This is a genomic window from Zhongshania marina (assembly GCF_002915595.1).
Lineage (GTDB): Bacteria > Pseudomonadota > Gammaproteobacteria > Pseudomonadales > Spongiibacteraceae > Spongiibacter > Spongiibacter marinus_B.
Genome location: NZ_PQGG01000007.1, coordinates 1 through 18,980 on the forward strand (window position 1 = coordinate 1; position 18,980 = coordinate 18,980).

Here is an 18,980-nt window from a genome sequence, read left to right on the forward strand (position 1 = left end):
CAGATCCCTGACAAACCCCCGTATTTTTACTGGGGTTTGTCGTTTCTACGGCTCGTTCTCACACAGGCATAGAATTTAGGCGATTCCCCAAATTAATCACCAAGGTGCTTAAATCGCCTTCTAGTCGGCTTTTAGGGTGCTAATTCAGAGGTTTTAAACGACAAAATGGCCTACGCTGCCATCAGTGCTATCTTTTTAATGTTTTGGGCGGCAGCTACCAATAAACATTGGCCTTGAACACGGTTTAATCCTTTATAACGTGCATAGCGGTAACCATGAAGCTGTTTTGCATCTGCAAAACTTCGCTCAACGGTTTCTTTTCGCCTCTTATAAATAACTTTCCCTTCTGATGTTAGCCTGTGCTGATTAATCCGCTCCTTGCTCGCTTCCCAAACATGGCGGGTAACCGTTTTTACCTGCTTTGCGTTCCTGGTACAGCGTGATAGATGCTCACAGTGTTGGCAAATACGTGGATCTGACTGGTAGTGGCGGTAACCTTCCCGATTAGTGGTTTTATAGATGAGCTGTTGACCCGCTGGGCACTTGTAGGTATCGCTATCGGCATCGTATTGATATTCACGTTTGTAGAAATAACCTTTCTTATGCGTGGGGCGGCGATAGCCCATTACACCGTACAGTCCTCGATCTTCAATGCCTTTACAAACGGCTGAGGTGAAGTATCCCGCATCTAGTCCTACTGCTTCTACTGGTAGGTCAAAGCGCTTAATTTGCCGGTCTAGCCGCTTCAGGTAAGGCACACTGTCATGGATATTCCCCGGCGTAACGTGAACATCGGTAACGATGTTGCATTTACCATCGACTGTTCGATGATCTAAGTAAAAGAACCCTTTAGGCTTTTCATCTCGTACCATGTAGCCACTGTCGGGGTCGGTAGTGCTTTTATTTATTTCTCTGGTGACTGGCGCTTTCGTTGTCGGCGCTAACGGCTTTTTTCCGTGGCGTAATCTGTCCTCCTCTACAGCGCTATCAAGCGCATCCATGTAATCTTGACGAGAGGCGGCGACCTGAACTTTGGTTTTCTTGTGTTTATTGGCGTTGGCTTTTAGGTGGGTCGAGTCGGTGAAGAGGTGCTTTCCTGATACCAGTCGTTTTGATATTGCCTGCAAAACGATTTCATCAAAGATTTGTTGGTATACACCTGACTCATTAAACCGCCTGCGACGATTTTGACTAAATGTAGAGGCATCTGGGATTTTGTCCGTTAAGTTTAAACCTAAAAACCAACGATAAGCGACGTTCACTTGCACTTCGCGAACCAGCTGGCGCTCACTGCGAACACCGAATAAGTAGCCAACTAACAACATCTTAAAGAGTAGTGTTGGATCTAAAGCTGGTCGCCCGTTATCAGCACAGTAGAGATCTTTGACGAGATCATGAATAAAGCTGAAATCGATATGTTTATCGACTTTGCGCAGCAGGTGGTCTGAGGGGACTAGCTCGTCAATACAGACGAACTCCATCGAGGATTGGGTTTGCGGTCGAGTATTTAGCATGCCCCATTATAAAAAATCCTCGCGCTTTGGCGAGGACTTTGTCAGCAGTCTGGGGTGCCAATTGGCACCCTTTTTACGTCTGTTGCTCTCAATCATTCGCTATCAGGCGTACGCGTAATAGGCCGCCCCGGCACGCTGGGAAAATGACGCACATTGCTAGCGCCATCAGAATCGACGATTTTACCCGTTCCCTCTTTTTCAACCTCATCAATCCGCACAATGGCGTGCATCGGAATATAGCTGCGCGTTACGCCGCTAAATTCATTTTTCAGCTTTTCTTCGCCCGGATTCACCACAATCTGACTTTGTTCGCCAAACACAAACTCTTCAATTTCTATAAATCCATACATATCGCTTTGGTAAATTGCGCGTGCGTAAAGCTCATAAACCTTGCTGTTATTGTGAAAAATGACTTTATAAATAGGGGCTTGGGCCATAGTCTTTCCATTGTCTCTGGTACTGCTTCAGGGCACTTTACTAAGTTGTAATACACCGGAAAACCGGGCCGCGGATGATAGCATAAATTTGCCAAATCCTCTGCACTTCTGGGTTTTAGACGGTATTTTCGCTATAATGCCAGCCCAATTTTATTAGCAGCCTGTTTGCAACTTATGCCAGAAGAACTCACGTCAAATAACGCCAATCCAAACTCGGTATCGCTACCGCCAAGTGTCGCTGACAAGCCTAAAAAGCTATTCATCAAGACCCACGGTTGCCAGATGAATGAGTATGATTCTTCGCGCATACAGGATTTATTGGGCGTCAGCCACGGCCTAGAGATTACCGACGACCCGAAAGAGGCCGACGTGCTGCTGCTAAATACCTGCTCAATTCGCGAAAAAGCGCAGGAAAAAGTCTTCCACCAGCTAGGCCGCTGGAAGAAACTCAAAGACAAAAACCCCAATCTTAAAATTGGTGTCGGCGGCTGTGTGGCAAGCCAAGAAGGTAGCGACATTGGCAAACGCGCACCCTATGTCGATCTCATTTTTGGGCCGCAAACCTTACACCGCGTGCCAGACATGCTCGACGCCAAAAAAGTCGACGGCCCAATTGTGGTCGACGTCACCTTCCCAGAAATAGAGAAATTCGACTCTCTACCAGAACCCAGCGTCGATGGCCCAAGCGCCTTTGTGTCAATTATGGAAGGCTGCTCTAAATACTGCACCTTCTGCGTGGTGCCCTATACCCGTGGTGAAGAAGTCAGCCGCCCCTTTGAAGACGTGATCGTAGAAGTGTCTCAACTCGCGGCCAAAGGCGTGCGCGAAGTAAATTTACTAGGGCAAAACGTCAACGCCTATCGCGGTGAAAACCACGAAGGCGACATCATCGACTTTGCCGAGCTTATTCACTTTGTTGCTCAAATCGACGGTATTGATCGCATTCGCTACACCACCTCGCACCCCGTTGAGTTCAGCGAGGCACTCATTCAAGCCTACGCCACCGTACCTGAGCTAGTCGATCACTTACATCTACCCGTTCAGCACGGCAGCGACCGCATTTTAGCGGCGATGAAACGCGGCCATACCGCCGACGAATACCGCGCCAAAATTGCCAAACTAAAAGCCATTCGCCCCAACATCAGCTTGTCATCGGATTTTATTATTGGCTTCCCAGGAGAAACCGAAGAAGACTTTAATAACACCATGCAACTGATTAAAGACATCGGTTTTGATCATTCATTTAGCTTTATTTACAGTGCCCGCCCCGGCACACCAGCGGCGCAATTGCCCGACGACACCCCAGAAGAAGTTAAAAAAGAACGACTGGCAACGCTGCAACACCATATATTGCAAAACGCCGCTCAAATCAGTCGTCAAATGGTTGGAACCCAGCAACGTATTTTAGTGACCGGCGTCTCTCGCAAAGATCCAGGCGAGCTGCAGGGCCGTACTGAAAACAACCGTGTCGTTAACTTCCCCTGCGCCGACCAAGCCGTTATTGGCCAATTCGTTGACGTGAATATTCTGCAAGCCTATTCCAACTCACTGCGCGGCGAACTGTGCTAAAACGATGCAACTGATGCTTTTTATACTTTCAAACCTGCCCCTCGGCACTCGGTGACCCATTGACAGCGACAGACACTCAGCGCGTACTCACCCTCGAACCCAACGACAGCCGGCTGCTGGCCGAACTGTGCGGTCACTTCGACGCCAACCTAAAATTAATCGAACAACGCCTTCACGTTCGCATTGCCGCGCGGGCCAATACGTTTCAAATCAACGGCCAAGCCAATGCCGTTGACGACGCGGTGCAACTGATCAAACAGCTTTATAACGAGAGTCAAAGCGGCAGCAGCCTTAATACCGACACCGTACACCTGCACCTCCAGGAAGCGGGCATAGAACAACTCAGTGAGCCCGCCAGCAGCGACGACATACCGGTAGTCATTCAAACCAAAAAGGCCAGCATCAAGCCCCGCGGCAAAAATCAGCAACTCTACGTAAAAGCCATTCAAAGCTGCGATATTAATTTTGGTATCGGCCCTGCGGGAACCGGCAAAACCTATCTTGCCGTTGCCTGCGCGGTAGAAGCGTTAATTTCGAATGAAGTGCAGCGCATTTTGCTCGTTAGACCTGCCGTCGAAGCCGGCGAAAAATTAGGTTTTTTGCCCGGTGATCTCGCGCAAAAAATAGATCCTTATTTGCGCCCGCTTTACGACGCGTTATACGAAATGCTTGGCGTCGAAACCGTCACCAAATTGATTGAACGCAATATTATTGAAATTGCGCCACTGGCCTATATGCGCGGCCGCACCCTGAGCGATTCTTATATCATTTTGGACGAAGCGCAAAACACGACCCGCGAACAAATGAAAATGTTTCTGACCCGCATCGGCTTTGGCTCAACAGCGGTCATTACCGGCGACGCCACCCAAATCGATTTACCCCGTGGCACACCTTCAGGCCTTATACACGTCATGAAGGTATTGGGTGATATCGACGGCATCAGCATGACCCACTTTGCCGCTAAAGACGTCATTCGCCACCCGCTAGTGCAACGTATCGTTGAAGCATATGCCGCATTTGATGCGAGTAACGAAACCCCGCGATGAACGACACAATCGAGCTGGAGCTAGATCTCCAGATAGCCTGCGAAGCCGCAAACCTGCCAAGCGAAGCGCAATTTATCCTTTGGTCCAAAACCGCACTGCAAGGGCATCGCAGTGAGGCTGAGCTGAGTATTCGCCTTGTCGATGAAGACGAAAGCGCCGAGTTAAATATACAATACCGGCAAAAGTCTGGCCCTACCAATGTCTTGTCATTTCCGGCTGATCTGCCCCCAGAGCTCGAACTCCCCCTGCTTGGCGACCTCGCTATTTGCAAACAAGTCGTGGAGCGTGAGGCCAAAGAGCAACACAAAGCCTGCCTAGACCACTGGGCGCATATGGTAATTCACGGTACACTCCATCTGCTCGGCTACGACCACATTGCGGACGACGAAGCCGAGGAAATGGAGGCGCTTGAAATTGCGCTTTTAAAAACACTTAATATCAGTAACCCCTATACCCCTATTTTGTGAGGACAGCACCCAAAACCATGAGCGAAGATCGATCTAGCAACGATCCAAGTGATAAATCTTGGATCGAGAAAATTGCCCATGCTTTTTCATCTGAACCCAAAACACGGGAAGATCTGTTTGAATTACTTGCTGTCGCCAAACAGAACGAAGTCATAGATGACGATGCAATCAGTATTGTTGAAGGTGCTATGCATATCAGTGATATGCAAGCCAGAGAAATCATGGTTCCACGCCCTCAGATGGTGGTACTAAAGGCCGACCAGCCCCTCAGCGAATTACTTCCTATCATTATCGATACTGGCCATTCTCGCTATCCCGTCATTGGCGATACCCTCGACAATGTCTTAGGCATTTTGCTATCCAAGGATTTACTGCCGCTGCTGTGGAAATTTGAGAACAGCGCCGACATCGACATCCGCGACATCTTACGGCCCGCAACACTGGTGCCAGAGAGCAAACGCTTAAACGTATTACTGCGGGATTTTCGTGAAAAACGCCATCACATGGCGGTGGTTATCGATGAATACGGCGGCGCGGCTGGCCTTATCACCATTGAAGACATACTCGAGCAAATCGTCGGCGAAATCGAAGACGAGTACGACGAGGACGACGATCTGCCCATTCGCAAGATCGCCGACAACGACTTTGTGGTGCAGGCCCTCACCCCCATTGAAGACTTCAACGACTACTTTAGCGCACGCTTTAGTGACGAAGAATTCGACACCATCGGCGGTCTGTTACTCAAAGCCTTCGGCCACCTGCCCAGTCGCAATGAGATAACGCGGCTCGAAGATTACGAATTCAAAGTAGTGAATGCCGACAGCCGGCAAATTCATCTACTGAGAATGCGTAAACTTGAAGAAAGCTAAAGTGCGGTAAATCACAATATCGAGGGGTGGAAAATACCTACCCCTCGAACTTCTGTCTCAATTAGGGTCTACAATGAGCCTAGGGCCAATAGGCCCTAGATATCGCTCATCTTTACCAGCGTAGAGGCCCGTATGTCCGATCAAACCCTAGACACACTCAATAAAATCGCCAGCACCTTTATAGAGTACAGCGCCCTGTTATTCTTGCTTGCGCTAGGCCTAGGGGCGATTTACTTGGTGTACATTTACATCAGTGACATCACGCAAACCCAGCATGCCATACGCCGCAACTACCCCGTTATTGGGCGATTCCGCTATATTTTTGAACACCTCGGCGAATTCTTTCGCCAGTACTTTTTTGCCATGGACCGCGAAGAGTTGCCCTTTAACCGCTCTCAGCGCTCTTGGGTATACCGCGCTGCGAAAAATATCGACACCACCATTGCCTTCGGCTCAACTCGGCCCCTAAACCAGAGCAATGAAGTGCTATTCATGAACTGCCTATTCCCCACACTAAGCCAAGATGCCGCCCCCACCCACGCGGTCACCATCGGCGAGGGTTTTGCAAAACACCCCTATACCAGCTCTGCGATTTTTAATATTTCTGGCATGAGCTTTGGTGCCATATCCAAACCCGCCATCCGCGCCCTCAGCGCCGGCGCCAAAGAAGCCGGCATTTGGCTCAATACCGGTGAAGGCGGTTTATCGCCCTACCACTTAGAATCTGGCTGCGACATTGTCTTTCAAATTGGCACGGCCAAATATGGCGTGCGGGATGCGGAAGGCCACCTCAGCGACGAAAAGCTCAAGGCCATCGCCGCCCATCCCGAAGTGCGGATGATAGAAATCAAACTCAGCCAAGGTGCCAAGCCCGGCAAGGGCGGCATTCTACCCGGCGGCAAAGTCACCGAAGAAGTCGCCAAAATTCGCGGCATAGAGATCGGCAAAGACTCCATTAGCCCCAACGGTCACACCGACATCCACAATATCGATCAACTGCTAGATATGATCGTAAAAATTCGCGATCTCACCGGTAAACCCGTGGGCTTTAAAGCCGTCATCGGTTTTTCTGAGTGGTTAGACGAGCTGGGAGAAACCGTCCACAAGCGCGGCCTTAAATACGCACCCGACTTTATCACCATCGACAGCGCCGACGGCGGCACCGGCGCCGCGCCGCAAAGTTTAATGGACTATGTTGGCCTACCCATCCGCCGCAGCCTGCCCTTGGTAGTAGATAAATTAAATGAATACAATTTGCGCAAGCGGATTAAAGTGATTGCCTCTGGCAAAATGATCAACCCTGCGGAAGCAGCCTGGGCCCTATGTGTAGGTGCCGACTTTATCGTTAGCGCCCGCGGCTTTATGTTTGCACTTGGCTGTATTCAAGCGCTGCAGTGTAATAAAAATACCTGCCCCACCGGCATCACCACCCACGACCCTGAATTACAGCGCGGTTTAGTGCCGGAGAACAAAGCAACTCGGGTAAAAAATTACGCCCTAAACCTTATGCACGAAGTCGGTGTTATCGCCCACTCCTGCGGTGTAAAAGAAGCACGCGCCCTCACCCGCGAGCATGTGTATCTCATCGATAATAATGGCAGCCCCGAACCGCTAACACACCGTTACCCAGAAAAAACGCCCAAACCCGAATACCTTATTGCTAGCACCGCAGACAATATGGAAGATTCAGAGACGGGCGTACACGCAGCTATTCCCATCACCACAGGCAAAGATAGCCGCCCGCGCTAATTCATATATTTGCGCTAGCACCCAAGAGAGGCCGTCGCTACACTAAGCCTCCAATTTATTGATGAAGGCCGGACCAACGCCCTGTGAAAATCAGTCACTACGTCTTTGCTGCAGCTGCCGGCGCCAGCCTTACTCTTTCTCTTGCCCCTTTTGATTGGTGGTGGATCGCCATCATCGCCATGGCTGCCCTTGCCGCCTGCCTGAACACCACAACAGCTAAGCAAGGTTTTATGCGAGCTTGGTGTTTTGGCAGTGCCAGCTTTGCCACCGGCGTGTCGTGGGTTTATATCGCCATGCACGATTTCGGCGAAACCCCCGCCATGCTTGCCGTCCCGATGACCGCGATTTTTTGTATCGGCCTAGGCCTCATCCCTGCACTATTTGGCTACTGCTACAGCCGCTGGATTCGCGACGGCATCGCCGGCAAAACCCTCGGTTTTGCTGCGTTATGGGTCATATTTGAATGGCTGCGCGGCTGGATATTTACCGGCTTCCCCTGGCTTTACTTGGGCTACGGGCATCTGCACACCCCCATGGCGGGCTGGTCTCCGGTTATCGGCGTTTACGGGCTCAGTTTTTGGGTCGCCTTAAGTGGCGCTGCCCTCGCCCTTTGCCTCACTGCGCCGGCTGCATTGAAGCCCTACGGCTATAGCACTTTAGCCGCCTGCCTAGCCCTTTTCGGGCTCGGTTTTTCGCTGCAAAAGCATGAATGGACACTTGCCGTAGACACACCGCCACTGCGCATTGGCGCGGTGCAATCCAATATCTCCCAAGAAAAAAAGTGGGCCTACACCCAATATTGGGCGACCCTAGAACAGTACGACCTCGCCTCAGAAGAGCTGTGGCCAGACTCCGACCTAGTCATTTGGCCAGAAGCCGCCATCCCCGCCCTATATCACAACGCCTTGTCGTATTTTGATTACATTGCCGAGCGCGCCCAAGCCAACAACAGCGCACTTATTACCGGCGTGCCCACCCGCTTTAAAGAAGACATGTACAACTCCGTCATGGTCATCAGCGGCGGCGAAGGCATCTATCACAAACAACGCTTAGTGCCTTTTGGCGAATACGTGCCATTGTCTCACTACATACGCGGCCTGATTAAATTCTTTGACCTGCCCATGTCCAGCTTTACCCGAGGCGGCTCTGATCAAGGCCACCTCACTGTAAAGGGTTGGCAACTCGCCGCCTCCATCTGCTACGAAATCGCCTACCCCGACCTCATTGCCGACAGCGCCCGCAATAGCGACCTACTATTTACCATCAGCAACGACGCCTGGTTTGGCCACTCCATCGGCCCAGACCAACACATGCAAATGGCGCAAATGCGCGCATTAGAGAATGGCCGCGAACTAATCCGCGTCACCAGTACCGGCATTACCGCCATTGTTGACCACCGCGGCAATATCCGCACCCGCATCCCCTCATTCGAAGCTGGCAATTTAAAGGGTATTGTTCACGCACGCAGTGGCACCACGCCGTTCACGCGTTATGGGTCTACGCCGATTATTGTTTTATGCTTTGGACTGGTAATCTACGCGGGATTTAGGCGCCGGCCGGATCAGGCAAGATCAAATACCATGACGGGCGTCTGACCGCAGATACTTTAAAGCATTCTCTAGCCGCTCACCTAGATACTCGGTCGAGGTCGGGCACGACGAGTTACTAAAGAATTTTCATCTTACGGTTGCGACAGTTTTTACCAAAATACTCTCTGCGGCCACCAATCCCTTCAGCAGCGCTGAGCACTGGAGCAAGTAACGGGTTAAGCGGGAAACTGTTTGAGCCGAAGGCGAGTTTTTCCCGCGCCGTTACTTGCGAAGCGCGGAAGGTATCGATGGCATTTTTTGTCATCGACGCTGCTGCAGGGTGCCTTTTTTCTTTGCTTACTTTCTTTTTGGGCATGCAAAAAGAAAGTGAGTCGCCCAGCGAGGGCGAAATCAAGACTTGCAGCAAACCGATGAACAAAGACATTGACAGCACCCACACGGATACCCAATCCAGCCGAACATAGCGAAACCAATAATATTTGGGGTCAGTGTAAAAACTCTGGCCACCGAGTATTTACGATTTCAAACTAAATATCCCCTGCTGCTGCCTATAGGTCGAAAAGAAAGTTTTTACACTGACCCAAAATATTTCGGCGCTGGACGCGCGAAAATAGGCACTTATTCATAGCCCGCTTAGCTGCTAGAATAGGCGCCCTTAAATTATTCGCCGCTGTACAGAGACCTGACACCGCCAATGGACCAACATTACGCCCCCCGCGACATCGAAACCTGCGCCCAACAATTTTGGCAGGATCAAAACAGTTTTGCCGCCGTCGAAGACGCCAGCCGCGAAAAATACTACTGCCTCGCCATGTTTCCCTACCCCAGCGGTAAATTACACATGGGGCATGTTCGCAATTACAGCATTGCCGATGTGATCTCGCGCTACCAGCGCATGTTGGGCAAAAATGTCTTACAGCCCATGGGGTGGGATGCCTTTGGTTTACCCGCAGAAAACGCGGCGGTTAAAAACAAAACAGCACCAGCAAAGTGGACGGTTGAAAACATCGCCTATATGCGCAATCAACTTAAGCAATTGGGCTTTGCTTACGACTGGAAACGCGAATTCGCCACGTGCAAATCAGACTATTACCGCTGGGAACAGTGGTTCTTCACCCGCCTTTATGAAAAGGGCATGGTCTACAAAAAAACCTCGGCGGTGAACTGGTGCCCCGTTGACGAAACCGTGCTCGCGAATGAACAAGTTATCGACGGTTGCTGCTGGCGCTGTGACACCCAAGTTCAGCGCAAGGAAATCCCCCAGTGGTTTATTAAAATCACCAGCTATGCCGATCAACTGCTCAATGATTTAGACCAGTTAGACGGCTGGCCTGAGCAAGTTAAAACCATGCAGCGCAACTGGATTGGTCGCTCGCAGGGCGTGCAGATGCGCTTTGATTTAGATGCCCCCATTGCAGGCACGGACAATTTCGAGGTTTATACCACCCGTCCAGACACACTCATGGGCGTGACCTATGTCAGCTTGGCGGCGGAACACCCCATCAGCTTAGAGTTGGCAAAAACCAATGCTGCACTCGCTGCGTTCATCGACGAATGCCGCAACAGCTCCGTGGCCGAAGCCGATATGGCAACCATGGAAAAGAAAGGCATGGCCACCGGCATTAATGCCCGCCACCCAATCACCGGCGAAGCAGTGCAGGTTTGGGTCGCCAACTATGTATTAATGGATTACGGCACCGGTGCGGTAATGGCTGTACCCGCGCACGATCAACGCGACTACGAATTTGCCAAGAAATACGACCTCGCCATCAATCAGGTTATCGCCCCTGAAAACGGCGACACCATTAATTTAGATGACGGCGCCTTCACTGAGAAAGGCGTATTGGTAAATTCCGCAGCCTTCGACGGCCTAAATTTTGACGCTGCATTTACAGCTATTTCCGACGAGCTAGTCGCTAAAGGCAAAGGCCAAGTCACGACCAATTATCGTCTTCGTGATTGGGGTGTGTCTCGTCAACGCTATTGGGGCGCGCCAATTCCGATTTTCAACCTGCCTGATGGCGGTGAGATTGCTGTTCCCGCCCACAAGCTGCCGATTCTACTGCCAGAAGATGTGGAGATGGATGGCGTGCAATCGCCCATCAAGGCAGACCCAGAGTGGCGCAAAGACGAATTAGACGGTGTAGCTGTCGAGCGCGAAACCGACACCTTCGACACCTTTATGGAGTCGAGCTGGTACTACGCGCGCTTTACCTGCCCAGACTTTGAAGACGGCATGCTCGACCCCGACCGCGCCAATTACTGGCTGCCGGTAGACCAATACGTGGGCGGCATCGAACACGCGATTCTCCACCTATTGTACGCGCGCTTCTTCCACAAGCTCATGCGTGACGAAGGCCTGCTGGATTCAGACGAGCCGTTTAAACAATTACTCTGCCAAGGCATGGTATTAAAAGACGGCAGCAAGATGTCCAAGTCCAAGGGCAATACCGTCGACCCACAGGCCCTTATTGAGCAGTACGGCGCAGACACCGTGCGCCTATTCATTATGTTTGCTGCGCCGCCAGAACAGAGTTTGGAGTGGTCCGACAGCGCGGTAGAAGGCTCGCACCGTTTCTTAAAGCGGTTGTGGAAGTTAGCGGCAACGCATCTTGAAGCTGGCCCAGCACCGGCATTAAGCCCAGAAAGTTTAAGCGGCCCGCAGCAGGATTTACGCCGTAAAACCCACGAAACCATTGCCAAAGTCAGCGATGATTACGGCCGTCGCCTGACCTTCAACACCGCCATTGCAGCGGTGATGGAGTTAGTAAATGAAATAAGCCGCTTCCAACGCCAAAGCGACCAGTGCCTTGCCGTTGAGCGGGAAGCCATTGAGGCGACAGTACGTTTGCTGGCACCTATCGTGCCGCATATTAGTCACCAACTTTGGCTAAACTTGGGTCACAGCGATGCGGTTATTGATGCGCCCTGGCCTCAGGTAGACGAGTCGGCCCTTGTTCGCAACACCATTGAAATGGCGGTACAGGTCAATGGTAAACTGCGGGCTACCATTGAGGTCGCCGCCGACGCCGATGCGGAAAGTATTAAGCAAATGGCGCGGGAGCAGGAAAACGTTCAGCGCTTCCTTGCCGACTTAACGATCCGCAAAGAAATTTTAGTCCCTAAAAAACTGGTGAATATCGTTGCTAACTAAACTGGCCACTAAGACGTTCATTGCAGCAGCCTGCCTAATCCTCGCAGGCTGCGGTTTCGCCCTGCGCGGCGACACCAGCATTGACGCGTCCTTACAGCCAATTTATATCCTTAGCGACCGCGCCAGCCAAGAGCTCAGTCTCTCCTTAAAACGCCAATTTGCGATAAATGATGTAAGCATTAGCAAAAGTCGCAAAAACGCCAAGCTCATTGTGATCATAAAATTATTGGATGAAGACAAGCGCAGTGTTGCCCTAGACCGCGAAGCCCGCGACGCCGAATACGCGCTTTTTGAATCCGCCAGTATCGAGCTGCAAAGCCCAGACGGCAAAAATCTGCGCGGCCCGCACACCCTGCAGCAACGCCGCCTGATCGTAAACGACCCCGACAACCCGGTTGGCGAAGAAACCGAATCCACCATCGTGCGCGCTGAAATGCGCGAGCAATTAAGTATTCGCCTCGCCCGCCAAGTCGAGTTCTGGTCACACCAAATTCAAGAAGCACACTAATGCGAGTACGCTCAGAGCAACTCGCCGGTCATTTAAGCAAGCAATTATTACCGGTGTATTTGGTCTGTGGCGAAGAGCTGCTTATCACTCAAGAATGCTGCGACGATATTCGCCAGAATTGCCGAGCGCAGGGAATTAGCGAGCGCGAAGTGTTCAATGTTGACCGCAGCTTCGACTGGGGACAATTGCTCGACGCCGGTCAGTCAATGTCTTTATTCGGCGAGCGTAAACTCATTGAGTTGCGACTGGGCGACAGCAAGATGGATCAAAAAAGCTCCGCAATCCTGCAAGAATATCTACAGCACGCCGACGGCAGCAATATTCTCTTAGTAAGCTGCGGCAAGCTCGACAGCCGCAGCATGAATAGCAAATGGGTAAAAGCCCTAGACAATGCTGGCGCGGTTATTCAAGTGTGGCCAGTCGACCGCCAACACCTCAATAACTGGATTATGCAGCGCATGCGCAAAATCGGCCTAAGCGCCGACGGCGATGCCGTACAGCTACTCGCCGACCGCGTTGAGGGCAATCTTCTCGCCGCCGACCAAGAAATATCTAAACTCAAAATACTGGCGGGGGATCAAGCCATTACCGCCGACGTAGTCGCCAATGCCGTTGCCAGCAGCGCCCGCTACGATGTATTTAAACTGATTGACACCGCGTTAGCTGGCAATGCCGGCAACGCCCTACAAATGCTTAACAGCCTATTGGCAGAGGGTGGCGAAGATATCGCCATGCTTGGCGCAGTTACCCGCGAAATACGCAGTCTTTACCAATGCGCACAACAGCTAGAACAAGGTGGCGGAATAGATCGTGTCTTAGATAACGCCCGCGTGTGGGATAAACGCAAAGCGCTTTATAAAAGCACATTGCGTCGATTAAAAAGTGTGCAGCTCGGTAAACTTTTATTACTAGCAAGCCGCGTTGATGCAGCCCAAAAAGGTCAGAGCAAAGAAAACAGCACCGTATTGTTTGCTAATTTAGTCTCGCTGCTCGCCGGTCAAAAATTAAGTGAAGTAGTCTAAACACAACAACATTCCCCCTCCCGTCACCGAAGTCCTGCAAGCAAGACTTCGGCAAGCTAGTAGGTCTTAGCCACCAAGGCCAGACAAACCATCTAACAGCCCACCTAAACCGGGAAGTGGCAGTCCGCCCAAGCCCTGCAGCAACGATTGCAGCACGGTGGTATCAAGGGTGTAAGTCACTTCACGCACCACAAGAAGCAGGCCGCTGCTTATAAAGTCTGGACCAAGCCCGATCGCATTGCTGACTTCTGCGGGTGCGAACTCTTCTATAGGCACAACTTTCAACAATAAATTAGAAAGCAAATCATCGGTCGTCGATACCAGCACCTGCCCTAATTCGCTGCTACTAACATTACCCACCGCGTCGATAACTCGGGTCACATCAAACAGCAGTTCAGACAGTAAACTCAGAGCACCGCCAGCCACCGGCACGCTGCCACCTTCTTCCTCAATACTGTCGACGATACCCTGAATATTGGCAGCTAGATTATTGAGCGGGTCGGTAAGGCTACGAAGATCCGCACTCGTCACATCATCTTCGCTACCGGCCTCACCGCTAAACTGCTCCAATGCCGCCGCAAGCTGGTCGAAGGGCGCGGGAAGACCTCCGGCACTTGGCGCAGGTATTGCGCTCTGCAAATTTTGCAGGGCGTATAACAGGGCCTGACTCGCGCGCTCACCACCGGCCAATACCAACTCGGGGTTTTGTTCAGTGGCTGCGCCCTGCAAACCGCTGATCAAGGAATCCACCACTTCCAATAAGGCATTGCCAGACTGGCCAACCGCAGCCACGACACCCGCCATATTCTCTTCGGGAATGGCAGCCGCCAAGCCTGCAAAACCCGCGGCAAATTGGGCTTGCACTGGATCGAGATTACCCTCTTGATCGTTCACGTCAAAATCTGACTCTCCCTCTAAAGGGTTTGTGAAGCCATCTGACTCGGGTAAACCAACAGCGGCCATCTGCGTTTGTTCGCGGCGAAATGCCGGTTGTGGCGCACTAAATGAACCCAGGCCTAGCGCAGCATCATCTGGGTCAACTTGGTAGACTTCGCCAAGCATTTTGTCGCCCTTGATCTCTACCCAAACAAAGCCGTAGCTGTCGCCTTTTTCGTAGTACACCGCATTGTCATCACGATTTTCCAAACTGCGGGTTTTACTCGCCGCGCCAGAAACCACAAAGCCAGTTTTACCACATGACGCTACCGGCATTAGCCATTGCAAATCGTGGTCATGGCCCGCGAAAAAGAAATCCGCTTTGTCGCAAATCGTTTCTTCCAAAAATGCCTTGTAACGACTGCCCGCCAATACCGGCGCCACAAAGCCCGGCACGCCGTCGTAATTGCCGGCATTACCGTGGGAGCCATTAGAAATGTAAGGATGGTGGGCGAAGGCGATTTTCCATTTTGCCTTGCTATTCGCCATCGCGTCTTTCAACCACTGCGCTTGGGCTAAGCCATAGCTGTTATATGAAAAGTTTTCGTCACTATCGGGAAAACCGCCAGCAACCTGATTGGAATCCACCGCAAATAATTCAAGTAAAGGCGCGGCCGCGTCACCACCCTTGGCTACGCGATAATAACGGGCTGGCATATTCCAGCGCTGGGTTTGGCGAGGTTGATCTGGGTGCAGCGCATCGCGGTAATGGTAGTCAACCTGATAGTCGCCATTCGAGTTGTTTGCACCGTCACCGCCAAAGAAACCACTATTGTCGTGGTTACCTAAAACCATATAGAAAGGCAGGTCGATTGGCGCAAATGGTAATTCAAATTTTTCTTCGAATTGCGGATCAAGTTCAGAGCTAACGCCAGACTCATAAATATTGTCGCCGAGCCCCAAGACTAGATCACAGCCTTTTACAGCGCAGACCTTAGCAACGGCCTCACCCACGGCATAGGCACCAGCGCTGCCGCTGCCGCCGTCGCCGATCAAAATCATTCTTACGGCGATTGGCTCAGTGACTTCGCCTGGAGTCTCACCGCCTGGGGTTTCCCCAACTGGAGTTTCGCCGTCAGGCGTTTCGCCCGTGGGAGTTTCACCGTCTGGAGTTTCATCGGTAGGCGTCTCACCTGAGGGCGTTTCATCAACAATATCGCCACCCACTGGCCCAGCATTATTTGAAGAAGAGCCTTTAGAAGACGAACCACCGCAGGCCGCCAAGCTCATCATGACAACAAGGAGAATTGAGCTATTAATATATTTCATCACATTTCTCTCACATTCTTTCGCAACACGAAAATACCGTTAGAATGACTCTAAAATCTACAGAAGCGGTCACACTTTAGGGTAAGACACAGGAGTATCTTCAATAATCCTGCTACTTCCGCTATTTACAGCCAGTGTTTTTACCTTGGTAGATTCCACCCCCGACTGCTCTGCCGAATCAATACTCGCGGCGTAGTAAAATTCAGCTTGGACGCGTTGATGATTGACATCTATAAGTATAAACCCGTGATTTTTTAAATCTGTGTACTTCATATGCGGATTCACCACCGGCAATACCGCAGACACTAACTCCGCCGCACCATCTGGAAAGCCCGGCGACGTCACACTGGGAGCAACAAATTCAACACCCAGCGGCTCTTCGAACACGCCACCGGTGAGTACCGCGCTGCTTTTATACAATTCACTGGCCCAACTAGTGTGAATATCACCCGTTAGAACAACCATATTTTTAATGCTGTTTTCGTCGACAAAATCGAGTATTTCTTCACGCTCAACTGGATAGCCATCCCACTGGTCCATATTAATCGCCACTAGCGGGCTAAACTCATCGGTCGGAACACCTGGCAACAAACGCTGAATTTCCAGTAGCTGCAACTGGGCAAACATGACCTGCTGACCAACAAACTTCCACTGACCTTGGGCCGTTGCCAGCTTGTTTTTAAACCACTCCTTTTGAGTTTGGCCGAGCAAGTCGCGGGCATCGCCACGGGCGGGATCTACCGGATTTTCCAATTGTTTAGCCCGACCCTCTAAGCGCGTATCCAGCATCATAAAATCAGCTAAATCGCCGTAGCGAAAGGCGCGGTAAATACTGTCTTCACTCTCGGTCGGCGGACGAATCGGCATCCATTCAAAGTAGGCTTGTATGGCCTGCGCTTTACGCGCCTCCCACTCCCCCTCACCGTCATTATGATTCTCCGCGCCATCTTTATAGGAATCATTTGCGGATTCATGATCATCCCAAACCGTAATAAAAGGATGAATTTGATGCACCGCCTGCAGGTCGGGGTCTTTTCGATAATGAGCGTAACGGCGTCGATAATCATCTAATACTAAAATTTCGTGAGGCGGATCGAGCAAGCGCTGGGCGTTGTCGCCGTATTGGCTATCACCATACTCGTAGATGTAGTCGCCTAAATGCAGTACAAAATCCAAATCACTGCGGTTGGCGATCATTCGATAGACAGAAAAATAACCGTGGGGATAACTGCTACAAGAACACACCGCATAGCGCAGACGTTCAGCATACTGCCCCGGTGTGGGTAAAGTCTGCGCACGACCCACCGGCGAGTACTGCTCCCCCACCGAGAAGCGATACCAGTAGTACTGTTCCGACAACAAGCCCGCCGCATCGAATTTAACTGTGTAATCCCGCTCGCCGCTGGTGGTGAAGACCTCCGCTAAAACAATACTATTAAACTCAGGATCTTCAGCCACTTCGCACAGAACATGAATTGCGCCGGCCGACTCTTGCTCTGGTGTCAGCCGCGTCCACAAAATAACCCGATCATCCAGCGGGTCACCACTGGCAACGCCATGAAGAAAAGAAACCTTCACATCGGAAACCGGTGGGTTCGACGAAGACGGTCTCGAACCGGAATTGCTGTTACCGCCACAGGCTGTCAATATTGGCACCGCAATAGACGCCGTGGTCATTGCGCGGAGAAAATGTCGTCGTTTCACGGAAAACTCACTCGTGCTGTCATCAAAAAGTAACAGAATGATAACTTCACGGTGTTACAAATAGATTTCAGTGCTTGTTTGTCACTGAAGCGTCACGGAGATACCTTCGCCAAATGAAAAAGTTAGTTATTTTGACAGTCTGCGCTTTGCTCATATCCTGCAGCAGCAAGCCAATTCCCTTCACCGACTACCTAGTCAAAAACTTACTGCGCGATAACCTCGAAGCCTTGGCCTCACCGCCAATTTTTAAGGTAGAAGATATTACCGTCAGAACCATAGAGAGTGGCGAAACTACTGGCATGGCAACCGCCGATGTCAGGCTGCGCTTTCCTGAAGATTTCGATACGGTGGTAAGTCTACGCAGGCTGGAACCATTTAACATCGCCTACCTGCAATACAAGAGTAGCTTTGGGAAATTCTCAGCGGGGGAAAGCCAAGTACACCACGCGGAATATCAATTCGAACGCCGCGACGGTAAATGGTTTATTGTGGGTAGCCGCGCCATTTCAGCGCCGGAAATTTTCCCCGCCGCCGGCAGCCAAACGACACAAGAATAATTTCGCGCGCTATTAATCAATAATGACTGCCTAATTGCACCCAGGGCGCCTTGCCGTCTTGGTGATATACCGTAAAACGCGTGAGCCCTGCATAGGGCACGCTTAAACGGGTCATCGCTCCCATTGGCATTCCCAGCCAATGACAGATCATCACGCGAATCACCGCGCCGTGCACCACCAGCAATACTGATTGTCCTTGGTGCTGCGCGGCAATGGCATCTAACTCCATGGTAACCCTCTGGCAGAAGTCCGGCATAGCTTCACCGTTTGGTGGACTTGCCTCAGCCGGTGATTCCCAAAAATCCGACCACTCTTGGGGAAAGCGCTGCCGGGCTATATCGTGGGCTAAACCTTCCCAATCGCCAAAGTGCATTTCGCGCAGATTATCGCGAATCGCCAACGGGGTACCGCGCTCCGCCGACAGCGTTTCGGCAAAGCGTTGGCAACGCTGCAGCGGCGAGCTAACAATATTGTCCCAATACACCTCGCCCATACTTAGCACTTTATCGCGCATTTGCTGCCAGCCAAGTTCACTGAGTGCGACATCGGTACTGCCACGAAATATCTCACCGCCTTCACAGGCGCCGTGACGCAACAAGTCGATATGAGTGCTAATCACCTTGGCCATA

Annotated in this window: 16 protein-coding genes; 10 read left to right on the plus strand and 6 right to left on the minus strand. The window is 51.3% G+C overall.

The window, feature by feature from the left end; genetic code table 11:
• Positions 1-170 precede the first annotated feature (170 nt).
• Complete coding sequence (locus C0068_RS01990; RefSeq protein WP_103682823.1) at positions 171-1,514, minus strand: IS1182 family transposase; 1,344 nt, start codon at positions 1,512-1,514, stop codon at positions 171-173.
• A 92-nt stretch (positions 1,515-1,606) separates the two neighbouring features.
• Positions 1,607-1,951, minus strand: coding sequence for a DUF1820 family protein (locus C0068_RS01995; protein WP_199176091.1), 345 nt, complete (start codon positions 1,949-1,951; stop codon positions 1,607-1,609).
• Positions 1,952-2,125: 174 nt separating this feature from the next.
• On the opposite strand from C0068_RS01995, the gene miaB reads away from it, so the two are divergent.
• From miaB to lnt, 6 genes are all read left to right on the plus strand, one after another.
• Positions 2,126-3,520 carry a tRNA (N6-isopentenyl adenosine(37)-C2)-methylthiotransferase MiaB gene (gene miaB / locus C0068_RS02000; protein WP_103682824.1) on the plus strand — a complete coding sequence of 465 codons (1,395 nt, stop codon included), beginning with the start codon at positions 2,126-2,128 and terminating at the stop codon, positions 3,518-3,520.
• A gap of 59 nt (positions 3,521-3,579) precedes the next feature.
• Positions 3,580-4,566, plus strand: coding sequence for a PhoH family protein (locus C0068_RS02005; protein WP_103682825.1), 987 nt, complete (start codon positions 3,580-3,582; stop codon positions 4,564-4,566).
• Positions 4,563-5,033, plus strand: coding sequence for an rRNA maturation RNase YbeY (ybeY, locus tag C0068_RS02010; protein WP_199176092.1), 471 nt, complete (start codon positions 4,563-4,565; stop codon positions 5,031-5,033). The genes C0068_RS02005 and ybeY overlap by 4 nt, the downstream gene beginning before the upstream one ends.
• A 17-nt stretch (positions 5,034-5,050) precedes the next feature.
• Positions 5,051-5,902, plus strand: coding sequence for a CorC family transporter (locus C0068_RS02015; protein WP_103682826.1), 852 nt, complete (start codon positions 5,051-5,053; stop codon positions 5,900-5,902).
• Positions 5,903-6,034: 132 nt separating this feature from the next.
• Positions 6,035-7,651 carry an FMN-binding glutamate synthase family protein gene (locus C0068_RS02020; RefSeq protein WP_103682827.1) on the plus strand — a complete coding sequence of 539 codons (1,617 nt, stop codon included), beginning with the start codon at positions 6,035-6,037 and terminating at the stop codon, positions 7,649-7,651.
• An 83-nt stretch (positions 7,652-7,734) separates the two neighbouring features.
• The gene (gene lnt / locus C0068_RS02025) at positions 7,735-9,246 is read left to right on the plus strand and encodes an apolipoprotein N-acyltransferase (RefSeq protein WP_103682828.1); all 1,512 of its coding nucleotides are present in this window, start codon (positions 7,735-7,737) and stop codon (positions 9,244-9,246) included.
• A 70-nt stretch (positions 9,247-9,316) separates the two neighbouring features.
• Here the strand turns inward: lnt and C0068_RS02030 are convergent, their stop codons facing one another.
• Positions 9,317-9,625, minus strand: coding sequence for a hypothetical protein (locus tag C0068_RS02030; protein ID WP_103682829.1), 309 nt, complete (start codon positions 9,623-9,625; stop codon positions 9,317-9,319).
• 270 nt (positions 9,626-9,895) lie between these two features.
• On the opposite strand from C0068_RS02030, the gene leuS reads away from it, so the two are divergent.
• Genes leuS through holA form a run of 3 tightly spaced genes read left to right on the plus strand, consistent with a single transcriptional unit; the run spans position 9,896 to position 13,885 of the window.
• On the plus strand, positions 9,896-12,355 hold the full coding sequence (gene leuS, locus C0068_RS02035; RefSeq protein WP_103682830.1) for a leucine--tRNA ligase: 2,460 nt from the start codon (positions 9,896-9,898) through the stop codon (positions 12,353-12,355).
• Entirely contained in the window at positions 12,345-12,863 is a 519-nt protein-coding gene (locus C0068_RS02040; protein WP_158249896.1) for an LPS-assembly lipoprotein LptE, read from the plus strand. Before leuS ends, C0068_RS02040 begins: the two co-directional genes overlap by 11 nt.
• Positions 12,863-13,885, plus strand: a complete 1,023-nt coding sequence (holA, locus tag C0068_RS02045; RefSeq protein ID WP_103682832.1) for a DNA polymerase III subunit delta — start codon at positions 12,863-12,865, stop codon at positions 13,883-13,885. The genes C0068_RS02040 and holA overlap by 1 nt, the downstream gene beginning before the upstream one ends.
• Before the next feature lie 66 nt (positions 13,886-13,951).
• Here the strand turns inward: holA and C0068_RS02050 are convergent, their stop codons facing one another.
• Together C0068_RS02050 and C0068_RS02055 are read right to left on the minus strand one after the other, a co-directional pair.
• The gene (locus C0068_RS02050; RefSeq protein ID WP_103682833.1) at positions 13,952-16,090 is read right to left on the minus strand and encodes a metallophosphoesterase; all 2,139 of its coding nucleotides are present in this window, start codon (positions 16,088-16,090) and stop codon (positions 13,952-13,954) included.
• Positions 16,091-16,159: 69 nt separating this feature from the next.
• Positions 16,160-17,794 (minus strand): alkaline phosphatase D family protein, encoded by a 1,635-nt coding sequence (locus C0068_RS02055; protein WP_233208707.1) that lies wholly within the window; start codon positions 17,792-17,794, stop codon positions 16,160-16,162.
• A 113-nt stretch (positions 17,795-17,907) separates the two neighbouring features.
• Here C0068_RS02055 and C0068_RS02060 point away from each other — a divergent pair, with 113 nt between their 5' ends.
• Positions 17,908-18,351, plus strand: a complete 444-nt coding sequence (locus tag C0068_RS02060; protein WP_103682835.1) for a hypothetical protein — start codon at positions 17,908-17,910, stop codon at positions 18,349-18,351.
• Between the two features lie 16 nt (positions 18,352-18,367).
• Here C0068_RS02060 and C0068_RS02065 read toward each other — a convergent pair whose 3' ends face one another.
• Positions 18,368-18,979, minus strand: coding sequence for a histidine phosphatase family protein (locus C0068_RS02065; protein ID WP_103682836.1), 612 nt, complete (start codon positions 18,977-18,979; stop codon positions 18,368-18,370).
• Between the last annotated feature and the right edge of the window lies 1 nt (position 18,980).

What these genes read in the sequence shown, in the direction of transcription:
- C0068_RS02030 (WP_103682829.1), bottom strand. Translation starts at nt 9,625, where the DNA reads ATGTCTTTGTTCATCGGTTTGCTGCAAGTCTTGATTTCGCCCTCGCTG.
- miaB (WP_103682824.1), top strand. Translation starts at nt 2,126, where the DNA reads ATGCCAGAAGAACTCACGTCAAATAACGCCAATCCAAACTCGGTATCG.
- C0068_RS01990 (WP_103682823.1), bottom strand. Translation starts at nt 1,514, where the DNA reads ATGCTAAATACTCGACCGCAAACCCAATCCTCGATGGAGTTCGTCTGT.
- C0068_RS01995 (WP_199176091.1), bottom strand. Translation starts at nt 1,951, where the DNA reads ATGGCCCAAGCCCCTATTTATAAAGTCATTTTTCACAATAACAGCAAG.
- C0068_RS02050 (WP_103682833.1), bottom strand. Translation starts at nt 16,090, where the DNA reads ATGAAATATATTAATAGCTCAATTCTCCTTGTTGTCATGATGAGCTTG.
- C0068_RS02015 (WP_103682826.1), top strand. Translation starts at nt 5,051, where the DNA reads ATGAGCGAAGATCGATCTAGCAACGATCCAAGTGATAAATCTTGGATC.
- C0068_RS02060 (WP_103682835.1), top strand. Translation starts at nt 17,908, where the DNA reads ATGAAAAAGTTAGTTATTTTGACAGTCTGCGCTTTGCTCATATCCTGC.
- leuS (WP_103682830.1), top strand. Translation starts at nt 9,896, where the DNA reads ATGGACCAACATTACGCCCCCCGCGACATCGAAACCTGCGCCCAACAA.
- C0068_RS02065 (WP_103682836.1), bottom strand. Translation starts at nt 18,979, where the DNA reads ATGGCCAAGGTGATTAGCACTCATATCGACTTGTTGCGTCACGGCGCC.
- C0068_RS02020 (WP_103682827.1), top strand. Translation starts at nt 6,035, where the DNA reads ATGTCCGATCAAACCCTAGACACACTCAATAAAATCGCCAGCACCTTT.
- ybeY (WP_199176092.1), top strand. Translation starts at nt 4,563, where the DNA reads ATGAACGACACAATCGAGCTGGAGCTAGATCTCCAGATAGCCTGCGAA.
- holA (WP_103682832.1), top strand. Translation starts at nt 12,863, where the DNA reads ATGCGAGTACGCTCAGAGCAACTCGCCGGTCATTTAAGCAAGCAATTA.